Origin of the sequence: Flavobacterium magnesitis (genome assembly GCF_041729735.1) — a bacterium.
Lineage (GTDB): Bacteria > Bacteroidota > Bacteroidia > Flavobacteriales > Flavobacteriaceae > Flavobacterium > Flavobacterium magnesitis.
In genome coordinates this window covers 99,263-117,018 of sequence record NZ_JBCFQK010000011.1, presented here as the reverse complement: position 1 = coordinate 117,018, position 17,756 = coordinate 99,263, and the positions used below count along the sequence as shown (strand labels likewise).

Genomic DNA, 17,756 nt, shown 5'->3' with positions numbered 1-17,756 from the left:
CCTACGTGATTTTTTTTATTATTTTTGTGCAACAAAATTACATAATTTATGACAACTACCGAACAAATAAAAGGTATTGTGGAGCGCCTTGGTGCGTTGAGGAGGTATCTTTGACGTCGATGCTAAACTTATCGAAATTTCTAACGAAGAAGAAAAAACCTTTGCTCCGGATTTTTGGAACAACGCCAAAGAAGCTGAACTTATTGTAAAGAATCTTCGAAACAAAAAAAAGTGGATTGAAGACTACGATAAAGCAGTTGCATTTGCAGACGAATTACAACTCGCCTACGAATTTTACAAAGAAGGCGAACTCACAGCCGAAGAACTAGACGATCAATACCAACTGACTCAAAATCATATTGAAGGCATCGAATTTAAAAACATGCTTTCGGATGAAGGAGATACACTAAGTGCTGTTTTGCAAATTACAGCTGGTGCTGGTGGAACCGAAAGTTGTGACTGGGCTTCGATGTTAATGCGTATGTACATGATGTGGGGCGAAAAATACGGTTTCAAAATCAAAGAGCTCAACTATCAGGAAGGCGATGTTGCAGGAATCAAAACCGTAACGCTGGAATTTGAAGGCGATTATTCTTTTGGTTATCTAAAAGGTGAAAATGGCGTGCATCGATTGGTGCGTATTTCTCCGTTTGATAGTAATGCAAAACGTCATACCTCATTTGCTTCCGTTTATGTGTATCCATTAGTGGATGATAGTATCGAAATTGACATTAACCCTGCCGATATCGAAATTACAACTTCACGATCCAGTGGTGCCGGAGGACAGAACGTAAATAAGGTAGAGACCAAAGTACAGCTGTATCATAAACCTACAGGAATCCAGATTCAGTGTTCTGAAACCCGTTCGCAGCAAGACAACAGACAGCGTGCCATGCAAATGCTTCGCTCGCAATTGTACGAAATCGAATTAAAAAAGAAACAAGCACAACGTGCCGATATTGAAGCCGGAAAAATGAAAATTGAATGGGGTTCGCAAATTCGAAATTACGTGATGCAACCTTATAAATTAGTCAAAGACGTCCGCACCGGTTATGAAACCAGCAACGTTGATGGCGTAATGAACGGCGAAATCGACGAATTCCTAAAAGCCTATCTAATGATGATGGGACAAAAAGAAGAGGAGTAGATTTCAGTGGTCAGTATTCAGAAGGCAGTCGTCAGATTTCAGAATGCAGATTTAAACTGCAGACTGCAAAATTTAGAAAGCAGAAAGTAGATTTTAAAATTCTGCTGACTGCTTTCTAAATTCTTTTTTCTTTCTTCCAACTTCTAACTTCTAACCTCTAACCTCTAACCTAACAAAATGACCGAGTACTTCTTTGACCAACACTACCACAACATCCGCTATGGTCTGGAAACACTCAACCTTAAAGAATTTGAAAGCTGTACTTTTAACAATTGTGATTTTTCAGAATGCAATTTAATAGGTGTTACTTTTATGGATTGCCAGTTCAACAACTGCAATTTCAATACTTCCAAAATCAACCACACGGCTTTTAGAACCGTATTTTTTAATGATTGCCAAATCAAAGAAGTCAATTTCTCTATGAGTGACAAACTCATCTTCGAGATTCACTTTAAAAACTGCGCACTGGATTTCTCAAAATTCTATGCCCTAAAAATGAAAGGCACTACTTTTACTAATTCAAGCCTTGTTGCTGTCGATTTCATGGCAACCGATTTAACAGGCGTCCAATTCATAAATTGCGATTTGTACCGCTCCGAATTTGAAAAAGCCATTGCTAACAAAGTCGATTTTAGAAGCAGCTACAACTACACCATCGATCCCTCAAAAACAAAACTAAAAAAAGCCCAATTCGCCCTCGAAGGTCTTAAAGGCTTGCTGTATAAGCATGGGATTATTGTGGAATAGTTTTTTATTTTACATCTGTATACTATTAATAACCCTGTCAGAGTTTAAAAGGCTAACAGGGTTTTATAGTTCAAAAACATTTATTTCTAAAACTTCTTTTGTAAGAATATTTTAATATATTTGAAAACAAGTAAAAATCACATTTATCAGAATAACAATCAAAAACCTACACTAAAAAACAAGAAACTTTATATGGAAAAAATAATTAAAGAAATTAGCGGTAATGCTATTATCCCTTTACAAAATGTATCAAAAAATGGAGTAAAACGAACAAAAGAATTCTACATTAATTGCTGTGAATTAGAGGACTATAATCATATTGACATCACTAATTCAGATAAGCACGGAAAAATGTTTATCGAATTAAAAGAATTTGTTGGACCTTGTTTGTATTACTTTGAAATAACTTCAGATAACTTAAGTTCCGAAATAGTTAGTAGAATTAGAAAATATTCAATTAGCGAAAATTCCAAATCAATTCCTGCTATTAAAAGTAAAATAGTGGAAAGTAAGATACTTTATGTTGGAAAAGTTAAACGCCATTTTTGGGGAAGACTTATTCAGCATTTAGGTTATTACAAAGTAAATAGAACTCAAGGATTACAACTATTTTATTGGGCAAAAGAACTTAATCTAAATTTAAAACTAACTGTTTTTGAGTTTGATGCTGACATGATTAATCTAATGGAAGTTTTAGAAAATGATTTAGCCAAGCATTTAAAACCAATTTTAGGAAAACATAAATAACTTAAAAATGAATAAAAAAATATTATTTACAGCTGTTGCGTCTATATTTACAATATCAATTTTTTAGCAAATTGAAATCGGAAAAATTGAAAAAGCAGTAGAAGTCGAAAAAAAAACAAACTTCCCTCCATATAATCCAACTGAAAATTTTATAGAACATTCAGAATATTATCGAGCAAAAATCACAAAAATACTCGAAAGCGGTAGTGGAAAAAATCCATTTGATGAAAAACAATGTGACATAAATGAATACTACAAGAGATATAATGGTTTAAAAATATATTACCCAACGTATCCCGACAATTACAGAGAAAATGATATAATATTTTTTAAGAAAACTGACAAAATTGAAATTCTAAATTGGTCACAAATCGGCAATAGATATTTTACTGTTGTTAATATTAATCCTTCATTTGAAAAATCAGAATTATACAACGAAATCAAAAGCAATTTAAATGAGGATTTTTTTGCAGATATATTTTTTGAACTAAAAGATAATTTAAACAATGAAACCATATATGTAATTGAATCTTCATCAAATCCTCAATTTATTCTATCTCCATATTTTGAAAAAAAGAAAGAGTTAATAAATGGAAAAACCTTTATTGCTATTAAAGATTTTAACGCAATTAGAAATCCTATATCAAAAACTAATTTTAGCATGTATATTGACAAAGGAACTGAATGGAAAGGAGAACTTACATTATTAAGAAGAAAAGATTTAGAAATAGAAAATAGTAACGATACCAATGATGAAGAAGTTGTATTCACAGTTTTATTAAGCAATGAAAAAGACAAAGTTATTTTTGATTTAGATGGAAGTAGGTGGAACTTTGAAAATGTTCTTTTAGCAAAGAATGATTTAGAAAAACTGAAAACTGAAAATGCAAATAAAAACAAGTCAGAAGAAAATGTTTTTATCAAAAAATATGGAGAGAAGTTTGGAAAATTAGTTTTTCAAAAGAATCTGACAATTGGAATGTCAAAAGATATGTGTTCAGATATTTGCGGAATAACTTTAAATAGAAAAAATTATAAAAATGCAAGCGGAGAACTCGAAGTTTGGGAATATACTGGAATATATAAACTATATTTCAAAAATGGAAAATTATCTGAAATCGTAAAATATTAAACCAAAAGAGTAGCTTAAACAATCCCCCACGCTAGCGCAAGCGTCCCGCTTGTGCCCGCAAAAAATAAGCTTTATAACTATACAGAAGTCTAATAAATTTACAATAACGATGATCATTAATTGTTGACGCAAGCGAGACGCTTGCGTTAGCAAATCTCAAAAAATCCTTTGTAATACATTATATTCACAGCTAGCGCAAGCGTCCCGCTTGTGCCCGCAAAGACAAAATCATCAATAATATTTTAAAAGCATGAGTAGAAAATATAAGTTTGGAGAAAAATCAGGAGCTTATTTTATTTCATTTGCTACTATAAACTGGATAGATGTTTTTACCAGAGATATTTATTTTTGTTGCATCATAGAATCGTTAGATTTTTGCAGAAAAAATAAAGGAATGGAACTTTACGGTTATTGTATTATGCCAAGTCATATCCATTTAATATTTCGTTCAGCATTAAATGATCCTTCTGGATTAATAAGGGATTTTAAAGGTTTTACTTCAAAGAAAATGCTTCAACTTATTGAAGACAACCCACAAGAGAGTAGAAAAGAATGGATGTTGTGGATGTTTTCAAGAGCAGGAATAAAAAATTCTAATAATGTCAACAAACAATTTTGGCAACAACACAACCAACCCATTGAAATTTGGTCGTTAAAAGTATTCGAACAAAAATTAAATTACATACACCAAAATCCAGTAGTAACAGGTTTTGTAACTGACCCAATAGATTGGAAATACAGCAGCGCAAGAAATTATGGTAATGATGATCATACCATTTTAAAGATTGACATGAATTAAATTGTGGGCACAAGCGGGACGCTTGCGCTAGCTTTAGAGTAAAATAATTCTATTTTAAACTTACAATTAATATTAACCAACCAAACCATGAAAAAACTACTTATACCACTAACTCTTATTACTGTTTCTTCCTTCTCACAAACAAAAACAAGTACTAACGAAGACAAAGGCATTGGCAATACACGTACCAAGGCGGTCGAATTAATGGACAACAACACCTATTGGCTAACTGAAACAACTGACGACAAAACCTATGGTTACGATCAGTCAAACCCAATTAAAGTAGGCGGAGCAAATGATAAAAGTGGACCACTAAACGAAAGACGATTTCTAAATGCTTTGTTTGGCCCCAACAATAAAAAAATGACTTATTTTAGAGCAGGAAGTTGTTGTGCATTTAAAACCCCTAATGGTTTTAATAACACTGGATTACTGGATCGATATAGACTGACTGAAATTGGAAGCAAAGACACATTAGACATTTATATCAATATGTACGACACCGGCGATTTGAAAATTCCAGTAGGTTTAAAAGCAAAAGAGAAAAATTGATGGAAGCACTAGAAAACTATTATCTGAACAAAACCGAACCTAACCAGAGTTGCTTGCTGGCGTTGCGAAGTATAATTCTAAATCAGGACAAAGACATAACCGAAACACAAAAATGGGGAATGCCTTGTTTTTGTTACAAGAGAAAGATGTTATGCTATTTATGGACTGATAAAAAAACAGACGAACCTTACATACTTATGGTAGAAGGAAAACTCCTTGACTTTCCCGAATTAGAAGAAGGAGACCGAAAAAAAATGAAAGTTTTAAGAGTCAACCCAAACCTGGATTTACCCATAAAAACAATTGAAACTATTTTACAAAAAGCTTTGGATTTGTATAGAATATAGCTTTTCGACTAAAACTAATTTAGGTTAGAATTGATAATTTTTATCATCATATTCTTTTATCAAAAAAACAAGTAAATCCAACTCATCATTTTCTGGAGTATTGGGTTTAGCTTCAAAAACTTCCATCATTCGTATAGAAGCTTTATTGTAATCATCTTCTGTTTTTAATACTTTCCAGTTCATCATTGTATTTTTTTATTGGTTAAAATTGTTCAATAATAGATTAATGCACCATTGCCATTGCATCATCATCCGTATTTACAATAGTCATTTTGATTTTTCGCTTGCCAATTATCAAAATAAAAAGTGCTAAGATTGTAGTCGAAGTCATAATAACCACCATTGGAGTAATCGAATCTTTCACAAAAAGGCTGACTCCAAAAGAAGCCAAAGCACCAATCCCTAATTGAGTAGCTCCCATCAATGCCGATGCGCTTCCCGTATTTTTAGAAAAAGGAGCCAGAGACAATCCTGCCGTATTGGGATTTGAAATTCCCAAACAAGCTAAAAACAAGAAAAGCATTCCAATAGTTTCATACAATCCTAAAAGATCATTGATAGCCAAAATCAAGAAAACAAAACTGATAATGGATTGTGAAATCAAAGCAGCGAAAATCATTTGTTCACTCGAAAAACGTTTCAACAAAACCGAATTCAATTGGCTAGAGCCAATAAAACTTATCGACATTAACGCAAATATCCATCCGTAAATTTCGGCATCTACTTTTAAAATATCCATAAAAATCAACGGTGATGCAGCCACATAGGTAAACAAACCCGAAAACGCAATGGCTCCCGTAAAAGCATACGTATAGAATTGCGGTACTTTTAGAATCGAAATAAAGTTAGTGATAATCGGTTTTGGTTTTAAAGAAATAGATAAATCCGGTTTGTGCGTATTAGGCAAACCCAATTGAGTAGCCAAAAGCACAAAAGCGCCCATAGCAGCCAGAATTAAAAAAACAGTATGCCAGCCAAAATAAGTAGTCACATAACCACCAGCTGTGGGCGCTAACATTGGCGAAAGCCCTACTACAAGCATTAATTTAGATAAGACATTAGGCGTTTCTTTAGCCGGAAATAAATCACGAACCATGGCTAAAGAAGCTACAGTAGCAGCGCAACTTCCCACGGCTTGAACAAATCGGAAGCCAATAAAAGCATCAATATCAGTGACAAAAGCACAAGCTAACGAAGCTAAAATATAAACCATTAGACCTATAAATAAAGGTTTTTTTCGTCCAAAACGATCCAATAAAGGACCGTAAAGTAATTGTCCTGCCGAAATTCCAATAAAATAACTGGATAAACTCATAGAAACCTTGGCTACAGTTGTATTCAAATCAGCTGCAATTCCTGAAAATCCAGGCAAATACATGTCTATAGAAAAAGGGCCCAATGCTGTCATTGAACCTAGAATTAAAATGAGTTGGAAATGTTTAGCCTTAGTCATATTTGTAGAAAATCGTGTTGTATATATTTTTTGCAAAAGTAAGCCTTAAAAAGACGATATAAAAAATTGATAATTTTAAATTATGATTATTATTTGAATTTCTATTTGGAATTTCAAATCTAAATAGAAACCAAATAACCACTTTAATCCAGTTTTCGATGAAAATTTACCATATTTAATTCAGTAAAAAACTCCTTTTTACGCTCTTAATTTTGGATTTAATTAACAATTGCACGGCTTTGGAACTCAACATTTTTAAGTACTTTTGTGGCACTTTTACAAAACACAATCCCTTAAATAATGGATAAAAAAATATACTCTTTTTTATTTTCTACTCGCTTAATGGCTATTCTTTTTCTGGCTTTTGCAATAGCGATGGCAACAGGAACTTTCATCGAAAGTAAATACAATACCGATACTGCCCGAATTTGGGTTTACAACACTTGGTGGTTTGAGGGAATTATGGTGTTTTTTATGATTAATTTCATTGGAAATATCAAACGTTATCAATTATTGAAAAAAGAAAAATGGGCAACCTTATTACTGCATTTGGCTTTTATTTTAATTCTTTTAGGTGCTTTTATTACCCGCTATATTAGTTATGAAGGTGTGATGCCCATTCGCGAAGGCGCTGCTGAAAACCAATTTTATTCCGACAAAACATTCCTGTCTGTTTTTGTAGATGGGGAGTACAAAGGCGAAATGAAACGCCGTGTTTTTGAAAAACCCTTATTGCTTTCGCCCGTAACCAACAATAATTTTTCTGTTTCTGGACAGTTTGCCGATACTCCGTTTGAAGTAAAATACAAAAACTTCATTATGGGTGCAAAAGAATATGTAAAACCAGATGCCAACGGAACTTTGTATATGAAACTTGTTGAAGCTGGCGATGGCGGACGTCACGAGCATTTCCTGAAAGAAGGAGAAGTTCAAAACATACACAACGTACTTTTTGCTTTGAACAAACCTACAGATGGTGCTATCAACATTAACTTTAACGGAAAAGAATATACGATAGAAACACCATTTGAAGGGAACTTTATGCGTATGGCTGATAAGTTTCAGGGAGTGGTTACAAAAGACAATGTTCAGCCGTTAATGATGCGTTCGTTATACAGCATTGGCGATATCAGAATTGTTTTTCCAGATCCTGCTGTAAGAGGAACTATTGAATATGAATCTAATAATGACTTTAAAGCAAAAACTCACGAAGATGCTTTGGTTTTAACCGTAAATGCCGAAGGACAACAAAAAGAAATCACCCTTTTAGGTTCTAAAGGAAAAGTTGGTGAGCCTAAAACAGTGAAAATTGGAAACATAGAATATTCTTTATTCTACGGTAGTAAAGCTTATATTTTACCATTTAAAATTCAATTGAACGATTTTATTGCTGAAAAATATCCAGGTACAGAAAAAAGTTATTCTTCTTTTGAAAGTAAAGTAACGGTTCAGGATTCGGCAGAAAAACCATTTGATGCTAGAATTTTCATGAATAATGTTTTAGATCACAAAGGCTATCGTTTTTTCCAGTCTTCTTTTGATCCAGACGAAAAAGGAACGGTACTTTCTGTGAATCACGATTTCTGGGGAACAAATATTACTTATGCGGGATACTTTTTATTATTCTTTTCTATGATGGCTATCATGTTTACCAAGCATTCTCGTTTTGCTGATGTGAAACGAAAACTAGAAGTAGTAAAGAACAAAAAAGAAAAATTAATTACTGTTTTAGTTTTATTTTTAAGTTTTAATGGTTTTGCTCAAATGCAGGATCACGACCATGATCATGAAGGACACGACCACAATCATGAACATACAGAACAGGAAGCTGGACATAATCACGCACACAGTGCTGAACCTGCAAAAGCAGGAACAATGCCTGCAAGAGTAGCTCCAACAGAAAAACAAATAGATTCCTTAATTACAAAATACAAGGTTTCTGAAAAACACGCAGCTCAATTCGGAAGATTGATTATTCAGGATGCAGGCGGAAGAATGAAACCGATTAATACTTTTTCATCTGAATTGTTGCGAAAAGTAAGTCATGCCAACGAATACAAAGGCATGAATTCAGATCAGGTATTTTTGTCCATGTCACAATATGCTCAATTCTGGATCGAAGTTCCTTTGATTTACATCAAAAGTGGCAATGACAGTATCCGAAAAATTATTGGTATTGATGCTAAAGCAAAATATGCGCCTTTTATTGCCTTTTTTGACGGACAAGGAAATTACAAATTATCCCCTTATTTAGAAGCGGCTTATCAGGCTGCAAATCCAAATCAGTTTGAAAAAGACTTTGTAGAAACGGACAAGAAGGTTAACTTAATGGAATCAGCATTGAGCGGAAATATTTTGAAAATTTTCCCAATTCCGAATGATGCCAATAACAAATGGATTTCCATTAACGAACTGGCAACAGCGGGCTTAAAAGGGATGGATTCTACGTATACCAAAAGTGTTTTGCCCCTGTATTTTGGTTCTTTAACCAATGCTGCAGTCTCTGGAGATTATAAAAATTCAGATGAATTACTAGAAAGTTTACATGGTTTCCAAAAGAAATTTGGAGAAAAAGTATTGCCTTCAGAAGACAAAGTCACTATGGAGATTTTATACAACAAATATGATGTTTTCCAAAAATTACCGTATTGGTATTTATCAGCGGCAATTTTGATGCTTTTGTTCACCATCTTAAAAATATTTAAGGAAAGAAAAGCATTAAATTATTTGGTTAACGGCATGCACATTTTCATTGGATTATTGTTTGCTTTGCATACCGCAGGATTAATTGCGCGTTGGTACATTTCAGGTCACGCGCCTTGGAGTAATGCTTATGAGTCTATTGTTTATGTTTCCTGGGCAACCATGTTCTTTGGATTGGCTTTTGATATCAAATCAAAATTAACCGTTGCTTCATCAGCCTTTGTAACTGCAATGATTTTAATGGCGGCTTACATGAACTGGATTGATCCGGAAATTGCTAATCTGCAGCCGGTGTTGAATTCCTATTGGTTAATGATTCACGTTGCGGTAATTGTAGCGAGTTATGGGCCGTTTGCATTAGGATTTATACTTGGCTTTGTATCGTTGTTGTTAATCTTTTTTACCAACGAAAAGAACAAAACCAAAATGGATTTGAACATTCAGGAAATCACTTACATCAACGAAATGGCATTAACCATCGGATTGATTATGTTAACTATTGGAAACTTCCTTGGTGGACAATGGGCTAATGAAAGTTGGGGACGTTACTGGGGTTGGGATCCAAAAGAAACCTGGGCATTAATTAGTATTATGGTTTACGCTTTTGTTATTCACGCTCGTTTTGTACCCGCTTTAAGAGGAAAATGGATTTTCAACCTCATGAGTATGTTTGCTTTTATTTCCATTTTGTTTACGTATTACGGAGTTAATTTCCACTTGGTAGGGTTGCATTCGTATGCTAGTGGTGAAGCACATTCATTAGACTGGATTTATTATTCATTAGGAGGAATCGCTTTAATTGGAGCTATTACCTATCCAAAATATAAAAAACATTATAAGAAAAAAATAGTAAAATGATTGCAGTAGTTTTTCAGCTGGATTTAAATCAATCCATTTGATTATCAAACTATAATAAACATCATTATACAACGTTACATTTGCCACAGCATACATTGATTTTCATAGATTAATTTCTTGACATCATTGTAAACTGTGGCTAATTTTTTTGTTAATTTTACCGCATGATTAAAGTAAGTGTTATCGGCTCGGGAAATGTAGCGCAACAGCTGATTACTACATTCCAAAACCTCGAAAAATCGGGAAGCGAAATAGAATTGATTCAGGTTTTTTCTCGAAAAAAGGAAAGCCTTACTCACCTACTCCATTCGGAACAAATCATCAGCGATTTAGATGATTTACTAGAAGTCGATTTGTATCTTATAGCTATTTCTGATGATGCTATCGAAAGTCTTTCGGGAGAACTTCCGTTTAAAAATCGCTTGGTAGCACATACTTCTGGAAGTATGCCGTTGACGATTGTGAATGATAATAATCGAAAGGGCGTTTTTTATCCTTTACAAACTTTTACCAAAGGAATTGCTGTCGATTTCAAACAGATTCCCATTTGCTTAGAAGCCGAAAATCCAACCGATTATCAGGTTTTGAATCGAGTGGCTAAAATCCTTTCGGATAAAGTATATGCTATCAATTCGGATCAACGAAAAGCCTTGCACGTAGCAGCTGTTTTTGTCAATAATTTCACCAATCATCTTTTTGCTATTGGAAATCAAATTTGCGCCGAAAACCAAATTCCGTTTGACATTCTAAAGCCTTTAATGGAAGAAACTGTTCAAAAAGCACAAACGCTTTCGCCAGAAGAAGCGCAAACTGGGCCAGCAATTCGAAATGACAAAAAAACTATTGCTGCACACGAAGCTTTTTTAACCAATAAAAATCAATTAAACCTATATAAAATTCTAACACAATCGATTCAAGAGAATGGCAAAAAGTTATAAAGAAATAATGAATGATATTACCACATTTATTTTTGATGTGGATGGTGTACTTACTGATGGCTCAGTGTTTGTAAACAATGATGGCGAAATGTTGAGGACCATGAATATTCGTGATGGTTATGCTATGAAAGCAGCTGTAGACAGTGGTTACAATGTATGTATCATTTCGGGCGGAAGCAATGAAGGCGTTCGCGTGCGTTTGCGTAATCTGGGAATTATCGATATCCATTTAGGAACTCCAGACAAAGTAGAAACTTTTGACGAATACATTGATCTTCACCAAATCAAACAGGAACAGGTTTTATATATGGGCGACGATATTCCAGATTATCATGTAATGAAATTAGTAGCATTGCCAACTTGCCCGCAAGATGCTTGTCCTGAAATTAAAGGCATTTCTAAATACATTTCGCATAGAAATGGTGGAAAAGGCGCCGTTCGTGATGTAATTGAACAAGTAATGAAAGTGCAAGGAAAATGGATGGAAAGTTTTGATGCAAAATATGATTAAAGTGGGAAGATGGAAGATGGAAGTTTCTATTCTTTATGTGTAATCTAGCTTCCCACTCTTAACTTCTCACTCACAACCATAACTTCAAACTCCCCACTCCTAACTTCCAACTTAAAATGCTAAACCTAATTCGATACAAAAATCTACTGATGCTGGCTTTTATGCAGCTCATTTTTAGATATGGTTTTTTGAAATTACAAAAAATTGATTTGGCACTAACCGATTGGCAATACGGATTATTAGTTTTAAGTACGGTTTTAATAGCGGCAGCGGGATATGTCATCAACGATATTTTTGATCAGGAAACCGACAAAAACAATAAGCCCAATAAAGTAATTGTAGGCCAAAGCATTTCAGAAAATAAAGCGTATAATATCTATGCCATTTTGAATGTTAGCGGAGTAGCAATTGGGTTTTATTTATCCAATGTGATTATGCGACCTAATTTTGCCGCAATATTTATTTTGATAGCAGCAACATTATATATTTATGCTACTAGCTTAAAACAAATAGTACTAATTGGAAACATTGTAGTGGCGTTATTACTAGCTTTAAGTGTTATTATTATTGGAGTTTTCGATATTTTTCCAGCTACTGATAGCAGCAATCAGGAAGTGATGGCACGATTATTTTCGATACTTATAGACTACGCTATTTTTGCCTTTATGATTAATTTGCTTCGTGAAATAGTAAAAGATTTAGAAGATTTTAATGGCGATAAACAACAAGATATGAAAACATTAGCCATTGTTTTAGGAGTCCAAAAAACAACAAAACTGGTTTTTATTTTAAGTTTTGTTCCCATAATAGCATTACTTTATTACGTTAATAATTATTTAGTTCCAAATCATTTAATTGCGGCAACAATTTACAGTTTGCTATTTATTTTAGGACCATTGCTTTATTTTTGCATTAAAATTTGGACAGCAACATCAAAAACCGACTTTACTATTTTAAGTAAAGTCCTAAAATGGATCTTATTTTTTGGAATTCTATCCATTTTAATTATTACTTTAAACATAAAATACCATGCTTCGAAATAAATTAAAACAATATAAAATCATATTAGCTTCGGGTTCGCCACGAAGACAACAGTTTTTCAAAGATTTGGATTTGGATTTTGAAATTCGATTAAAAGAAATTGAAGAAATTTTCCCAGCCGAATTAAAACGAGAAGCCATCACGAATTACTTAGCCGAATTGAAAGCTGCCGCTTTTGAAGGTGAATTAAATGAAAACGAAATTCTGGTTACCAGCGACACCTTGGTTTGGCACAACGAAAAAGCAGTTGGAAAACCAAAAGACAAACAAGATGCTTTCGAAATTTTAAAATCATTATCGAATGCTACTCATGAGGTAATTACTTCGGTTTGTTTTAAAACGAACACAAAAACTGAAGTATTATTCGAAATAACCAAAGTTACTTTCAACGAATTAACTGATGAGGCAATTGAATATTACATTGAAAAATACAAACCTTTTGATAAGGCTGGAGCATATGGTATTCAGGAATGGATTGGGTTTATTGGCGTAAAAAAAATTGAAGGTTCTTATGCCAATGTAATTGGACTTCCAGTGGATAAAGTATACCAATATTTGATTAATTTAACTTAAAAACACAACAAATGGCTTTTTTTAAAGATTATGCAAACGAAATAATTGTTAGCGGCTGTGTCCTTTTAATTGTTGGTGTTTTACGTCTTATTTCAAATAAATTAGTACGTCGTTTTGCTAAAACTTCCCATAAAATTGAATACCGAACCAATCTGGTTACTAAATACATTCATATACTGATTAATATTTTAGCCATAATTGCGTTAATTATAATTTGGGGTGTACAACAAAAAGATATCATCTGGGCCATTTCTTCAATGGCTACCGTGGTAGGTGTTGCTATGTTTGCGCAATGGTCTATTTTAAGTAATATTACAGCTGGAGTAATTTTGTTTTTTTCGTTTCCATTTAAAATTGGAGACAGCATCAAAATACACGATAAAGATTTTCCAATTATTGGCGAAATAGTAGACATTGCAGCGTTTCATATTGTTTTAAAAACAATTGAAGGAGAAGAAGTCGTTTATCCTAACAACCTCTTGTTTCAAAAAGGAATTTCTATTCTTCCTACTTATCATGAAGAAAAAGAATTTACCGATTAATTTATAAAAGAGAGATGTGGTTTTATGTCTTTATAGTAACTTTATAAAAAGACTTTTGAAAATTAAAGTCGACTAAAATTAATTTAACGATGTGAAAAAGATTTTTTTGCACAAAATTCAGAAGAATAATAAAAAGAGTATTCGTTTTAAAGCCATTTCCCATGCTATTTAGTCATAAAACAATAGGTTTTCTTGTTTTACTCTTCTGTTATCAACTTTCGTTTTCGCAAAATAAAAGCACGTCTAAAGACAGTGTTTCACTTCCTGGTATTTACAATCCGAGACAAAATAAAACTTCAAAATTTTTCCATCGTTTAATATTCAAACCTACCAAGTCTAAAAGCGTCAAAAAAAAGACACCTCCTTCTATACATCTGGATGTAGAAGGCAAAATTATTAGACGCATTCATATTACAACATTGGATCCTTTTGGTTATTCTGAAATAGACAGCACTCAAGTTCCAGACCGCTGGACTCAAAAAACAGGAAACTGGGCTCACCTGAAATCTAAAAATATAGCCATAAAAAATGTATTACTTTTTTCGAAAAATAAAGCTTACAATTTATTCGAAATTAGAGAATCAGAACGTTTGTTGAGAAGTCAAAACTTTATCAACAGAGTGTATATTACTGAAAAATTAGTTGCTCCACAATCAGATTCTGTAGATGTGTATGTTCGTGTTTTAGATTCATGGAGTTCCATTCCTAAATTTTCTGCTTCGGGTTCCAGAACAGGAATTGGGCTTAAAGAGCGTAATTTTTTTGGAATAGGACACCAACTGGATTATTACTATTCCCATCGAAAAAACGATAAAAAAAATGCAAATAACATTAGTTATCTGATTCCTAATATCAAAAACTCATTTGTACGAACAGAGTTGAAATACAATGTTGATTTTGATGGTTATTTTTCGAAAGGCATTGCCATAGAACGTCCTTTTTATTCTCCATTAACCAAATGGGCTGGCGGAATGAACATTAGACAAAATTATTTAAAAGACAGTATTCAGGATACCAACACTGATTTTATTTCTGAGAACTTTAAATTTAGCACACAGGATGTTTGGGTTGGAAGAGCTTTTCCCATCATCAAATCGGATGCTATAACCGAGCGAACCACTAATTTAATTTTAGCTGCAGGATTTACTAATAAAAATTATAAAATTAGTCCTTCGGTAGCATTTGATTCTATTGGTTTTTATACTTCAGAGAAAGTCATTCTAACAGGAATAGGGATCAATACACGTCAATTTATTGAAGACCGTTACATTTTTAGAAATGGACAAATTGAAGACGTTCCTGTAGGTAGAATTTATGGAATTACTGGAGGCTATCAATATAAAAATAGCCAATGGCGACCTTATTTAGGAGCACAAATTTCTTTTGGAGATTATCATAAATGGGGATTTTTAAGTACTAATTTAGAAATAGGTACTTTCCTTAAAGAATCTACAAATGAACAAACAACTATTAACTTTCAAGCCAATTATTTTACCAATCTTTTAGAAATTGGAAGTTGGAAAGTCAGACAATTTATTAAACCTCAAGCCGTTTTTGGGTTTAACAGACAAAACAGTCTAGGCGATTTATTGAATATTAATGAAACCTACGGAATTCAGGGATTTAATAGTCCTATTTATGGTACACAAAAAATGGTTCTAACGTTTCAAACTCAATCCTATGCTCCACGGGAAGTTTGGGGTTTTCGTTTCAATCCATATCTTAATTATTCAATTGCAGTTATAGGGAATAAAAATAACTTTATGAATACTAATAAAACCTATTCTAAAATTGGAATTGGTTTACTCATCAGTAATGATTATCTGGTTTTTAGCTCTTTCCAACTTTCTCTTGCTTATTATCCGAAAATCCCTTTCTCGGGTGATAATGTTTTTAAAACCAATGCTTTTGAAACTACAGATTTTGGATTTCAAAATTTTGAATTAGAAGAACCTAAAATTGTTCCTTTTAAATAAAAAAGAGTTCTTGCTAAATGATAATTATTAATTACATTTATAAAAACAAATCACATTTTTAATTTAAATTTTTAAGTATGAAAAAACTAAGCTTTTATTTGATGTTTATGGTATTAACATTGACTGTACTTCCAACAAGTACTTATGCAGCAGACAAAAATGCGAAAGAAAATCCAAAAGAAATTCCTGCCGAAGTTAAAACAATGCTTAATCGATTAGAGGAAATTAAAAAAATGGATAAGTCTGACTTATCTTCTTCAGAAAAAAAAGAGTTGCGAACTGAAGTAAAAACTATTAAAAAGAATTTAAGATCATCAGGACAGGGAATTTATTTGTCCGTAGGTGCAATTATTATTATTGTTCTTTTATTGATTTTATTACTTTAAAAATCAAACACATAAGCTAAAAGCAGTTCAATTTTAATAGTTGAGCTGCTTTTTTTTAGCTCTAAATTAAACATTGCACTATTTTTTTGGCACAATAATTGGCTTTCGCTTGATAAGAATAAAAATTTAAAACAATTCTAAAAAAATAGAAACTATGAAAACTCTAAAATTAATCGTAGCCGCAATTGTATTATTTGCAACAAGCACAGCTCAAGCACAAGTTTCTGTAAATGTAAACATAGGAACGCCACCAGCCTGGGGACCTTCAGGATATAGTAACATTGATTATTATTTTATTCCCGATGTTCAAAGCTATTATGACATTCGTAATTCTCAATTTATTTATTATGGCAATGGAAAATGGGTTCGTTCAAGATACTTACCAAGACAATATCGAAATTATGATTTATACAATGGTTACAAAGTAGTTTTAAATGATTATCACGGAAGAACTCCTTATGTACATTATAAAAGCCATAAAGCAAAATACTATAAAGGATACAAAGGAAAACCACAAAAAACCATTGGTTATAGAAACAATGATAAGCGCGACTATAAGTACAATGATAAAAAAGCACAGAAACACAATTCGGGAAACAAGAACTCGAATAATGGAAAAGGAAATAAAAAACATTAATTTTTTTAATGCTCTCCATACTAAAGAAACGCAAATTGCGTTTCTTTTTTTGTTTATTTTAAAAAGTTAATAAAATGTTAACAAAATAATATTCAACACACTTGATTCAAATAAAAAAGAAAATCCTATTTTAAAAAATAAAATGGTTCTGTATTATTAAAACGTATTTTAAACTATACGACGAATTAAAAATTGTAGTTTTCATCAATTCGAGTCATTCTAAAACAGAATGAATTTCGAAAAAAAAATACTACTGATTTATTTGATATCTAAATAATATTAGATATAATAATTCTGTTTTTTTTATTTTCCAATAACAGAAAAAAAATCTTAAAAACTGCGCGTAACTCAATATTACATGGTTTATTGTGTATGTTTAAAATTATTTTGAAAAAAACAGAACATCAATTGCATCTGGTTTAAAATTGAATCCCTGTTTGTTTTAAAAAAAAGTTAGAAAAAAAATTGATCAAATTTTTGATTTACTAAAAGCTTTAAATCAGTACAAATTATTTTATACTTAGATAATCAAAATTTTTTATTTTCTAAGTATAAAATAATTAAAAATCAGAATTTAATTTCATTTACATTTTAAAAAAAGTTAAAATAAAGTTAACAAAAAATATTTGGCATACTAATTGAAAATGAAAATATAGAGTCACAAATA

General features: G+C 32.3%; 18 protein-coding genes. 16 read left to right on the top strand and 2 right to left on the bottom strand.

Going from position 1 to position 17,756, the window contains the following annotated elements:
* Positions 1-48: 48 nt before the first annotated feature.
* From prfB to AAGV33_RS09250, 7 genes are all read left to right on the top strand, one after another.
* Positions 49-1,147, top strand: a protein-coding gene (gene prfB / locus AAGV33_RS09280) for a peptide chain release factor 2 (protein WP_373391696.1) whose coding sequence is annotated in 2 segments (ribosomal slippage) — positions 49-111 and positions 113-1,147 — 1,098 coding nt in all. Because the reading frame shifts where the segments join, the coding sequence is not laid out codon by codon here.
* Between the two features lie 177 nt (positions 1,148-1,324).
* A complete protein-coding gene (locus tag AAGV33_RS09275; protein ID WP_373391695.1) occupies positions 1,325-1,894 on the top strand; it encodes a pentapeptide repeat-containing protein in 570 nt (189 codons plus the stop codon).
* 192 nt (positions 1,895-2,086) lie between these two features.
* A complete protein-coding gene (locus AAGV33_RS09270) occupies positions 2,087-2,641 on the top strand; it encodes a hypothetical protein (RefSeq protein ID WP_373391694.1) in 555 nt (184 codons plus the stop codon).
* 661 nt (positions 2,642-3,302) lie between these two features.
* The gene (locus AAGV33_RS09265) at positions 3,303-3,773 is read left to right on the top strand and encodes a hypothetical protein (protein ID WP_373391693.1); all 471 of its coding nucleotides are present in this window, start codon (positions 3,303-3,305) and stop codon (positions 3,771-3,773) included.
* A gap of 250 nt (positions 3,774-4,023) precedes the next feature.
* Complete coding sequence (locus tag AAGV33_RS09260; protein WP_373391692.1) at positions 4,024-4,572, top strand: REP-associated tyrosine transposase; 549 nt, start codon at positions 4,024-4,026, stop codon at positions 4,570-4,572.
* An 87-nt stretch (positions 4,573-4,659) separates the two neighbouring features.
* The gene (locus tag AAGV33_RS09255; RefSeq protein WP_373391691.1) at positions 4,660-5,124 is read left to right on the top strand and encodes a 2-dehydro-3-deoxyphosphooctonate aldolase; all 465 of its coding nucleotides are present in this window, start codon (positions 4,660-4,662) and stop codon (positions 5,122-5,124) included.
* A complete protein-coding gene (locus AAGV33_RS09250) occupies positions 5,124-5,471 on the top strand; it encodes a DUF1801 domain-containing protein (protein ID WP_373391690.1) in 348 nt (115 codons plus the stop codon). The genes AAGV33_RS09255 and AAGV33_RS09250 overlap by 1 nt, the downstream gene beginning before the upstream one ends.
* Before the next feature lie 24 nt (positions 5,472-5,495).
* Here AAGV33_RS09250 and AAGV33_RS09245 read toward each other — a convergent pair whose 3' ends face one another.
* Entirely contained in the window at positions 5,496-5,657 is a 162-nt protein-coding gene (locus AAGV33_RS09245) for a hypothetical protein (RefSeq protein WP_373391689.1), read from the bottom strand.
* A 37-nt stretch (positions 5,658-5,694) separates the two neighbouring features.
* The gene (locus AAGV33_RS09240) at positions 5,695-6,924 is read right to left on the bottom strand and encodes a multidrug effflux MFS transporter (protein WP_373391688.1); all 1,230 of its coding nucleotides are present in this window, start codon (positions 6,922-6,924) and stop codon (positions 5,695-5,697) included.
* A gap of 300 nt (positions 6,925-7,224) precedes the next feature.
* Here AAGV33_RS09240 and AAGV33_RS09235 point away from each other — a divergent pair, with 300 nt between their 5' ends.
* From AAGV33_RS09235 to AAGV33_RS09195, 9 genes are all read left to right on the top strand, one after another.
* Entirely contained in the window at positions 7,225-10,485 is a 3,261-nt protein-coding gene (locus AAGV33_RS09235; protein WP_373391687.1) for a cytochrome c biogenesis protein CcsA, read from the top strand.
* A gap of 164 nt (positions 10,486-10,649) precedes the next feature.
* Positions 10,650-11,423 carry a Rossmann-like and DUF2520 domain-containing protein gene (locus AAGV33_RS09230; RefSeq protein WP_373391686.1) on the top strand — a complete coding sequence of 258 codons (774 nt, stop codon included), beginning with the start codon at positions 10,650-10,652 and terminating at the stop codon, positions 11,421-11,423.
* Positions 11,407-11,934 (top strand): KdsC family phosphatase, encoded by a 528-nt coding sequence (locus AAGV33_RS09225; RefSeq protein ID WP_373391685.1) that lies wholly within the window; start codon positions 11,407-11,409, stop codon positions 11,932-11,934. Before AAGV33_RS09230 ends, AAGV33_RS09225 begins: the two co-directional genes overlap by 17 nt.
* Positions 11,935-12,083: 149 nt before the next feature.
* A complete protein-coding gene (locus tag AAGV33_RS09220; RefSeq protein WP_373391705.1) occupies positions 12,084-12,977 on the top strand; it encodes a geranylgeranylglycerol-phosphate geranylgeranyltransferase in 894 nt (297 codons plus the stop codon).
* Entirely contained in the window at positions 12,964-13,548 is a 585-nt protein-coding gene (locus tag AAGV33_RS09215) for a Maf-like protein (protein WP_373391684.1), read from the top strand. Before AAGV33_RS09220 ends, AAGV33_RS09215 begins: the two co-directional genes overlap by 14 nt.
* A gap of 11 nt (positions 13,549-13,559) precedes the next feature.
* Positions 13,560-14,090, top strand: coding sequence for a mechanosensitive ion channel domain-containing protein (locus tag AAGV33_RS09210; protein WP_373391683.1), 531 nt, complete (start codon positions 13,560-13,562; stop codon positions 14,088-14,090).
* Positions 14,091-14,251: 161 nt separating this feature from the next.
* Positions 14,252-16,066, top strand: a complete 1,815-nt coding sequence (locus tag AAGV33_RS09205; RefSeq protein ID WP_373391682.1) for a BamA/TamA family outer membrane protein — start codon at positions 14,252-14,254, stop codon at positions 16,064-16,066.
* 77 nt (positions 16,067-16,143) lie between these two features.
* On the top strand, positions 16,144-16,452 hold the full coding sequence (locus AAGV33_RS09200) for a hypothetical protein (RefSeq protein ID WP_373391681.1): 309 nt from the start codon (positions 16,144-16,146) through the stop codon (positions 16,450-16,452).
* Between the two features lie 154 nt (positions 16,453-16,606).
* Positions 16,607-17,089, top strand: coding sequence for a hypothetical protein (locus tag AAGV33_RS09195; RefSeq protein WP_373391680.1), 483 nt, complete (start codon positions 16,607-16,609; stop codon positions 17,087-17,089).
* Positions 17,090-17,756: the final 667 nt, after the last annotated feature.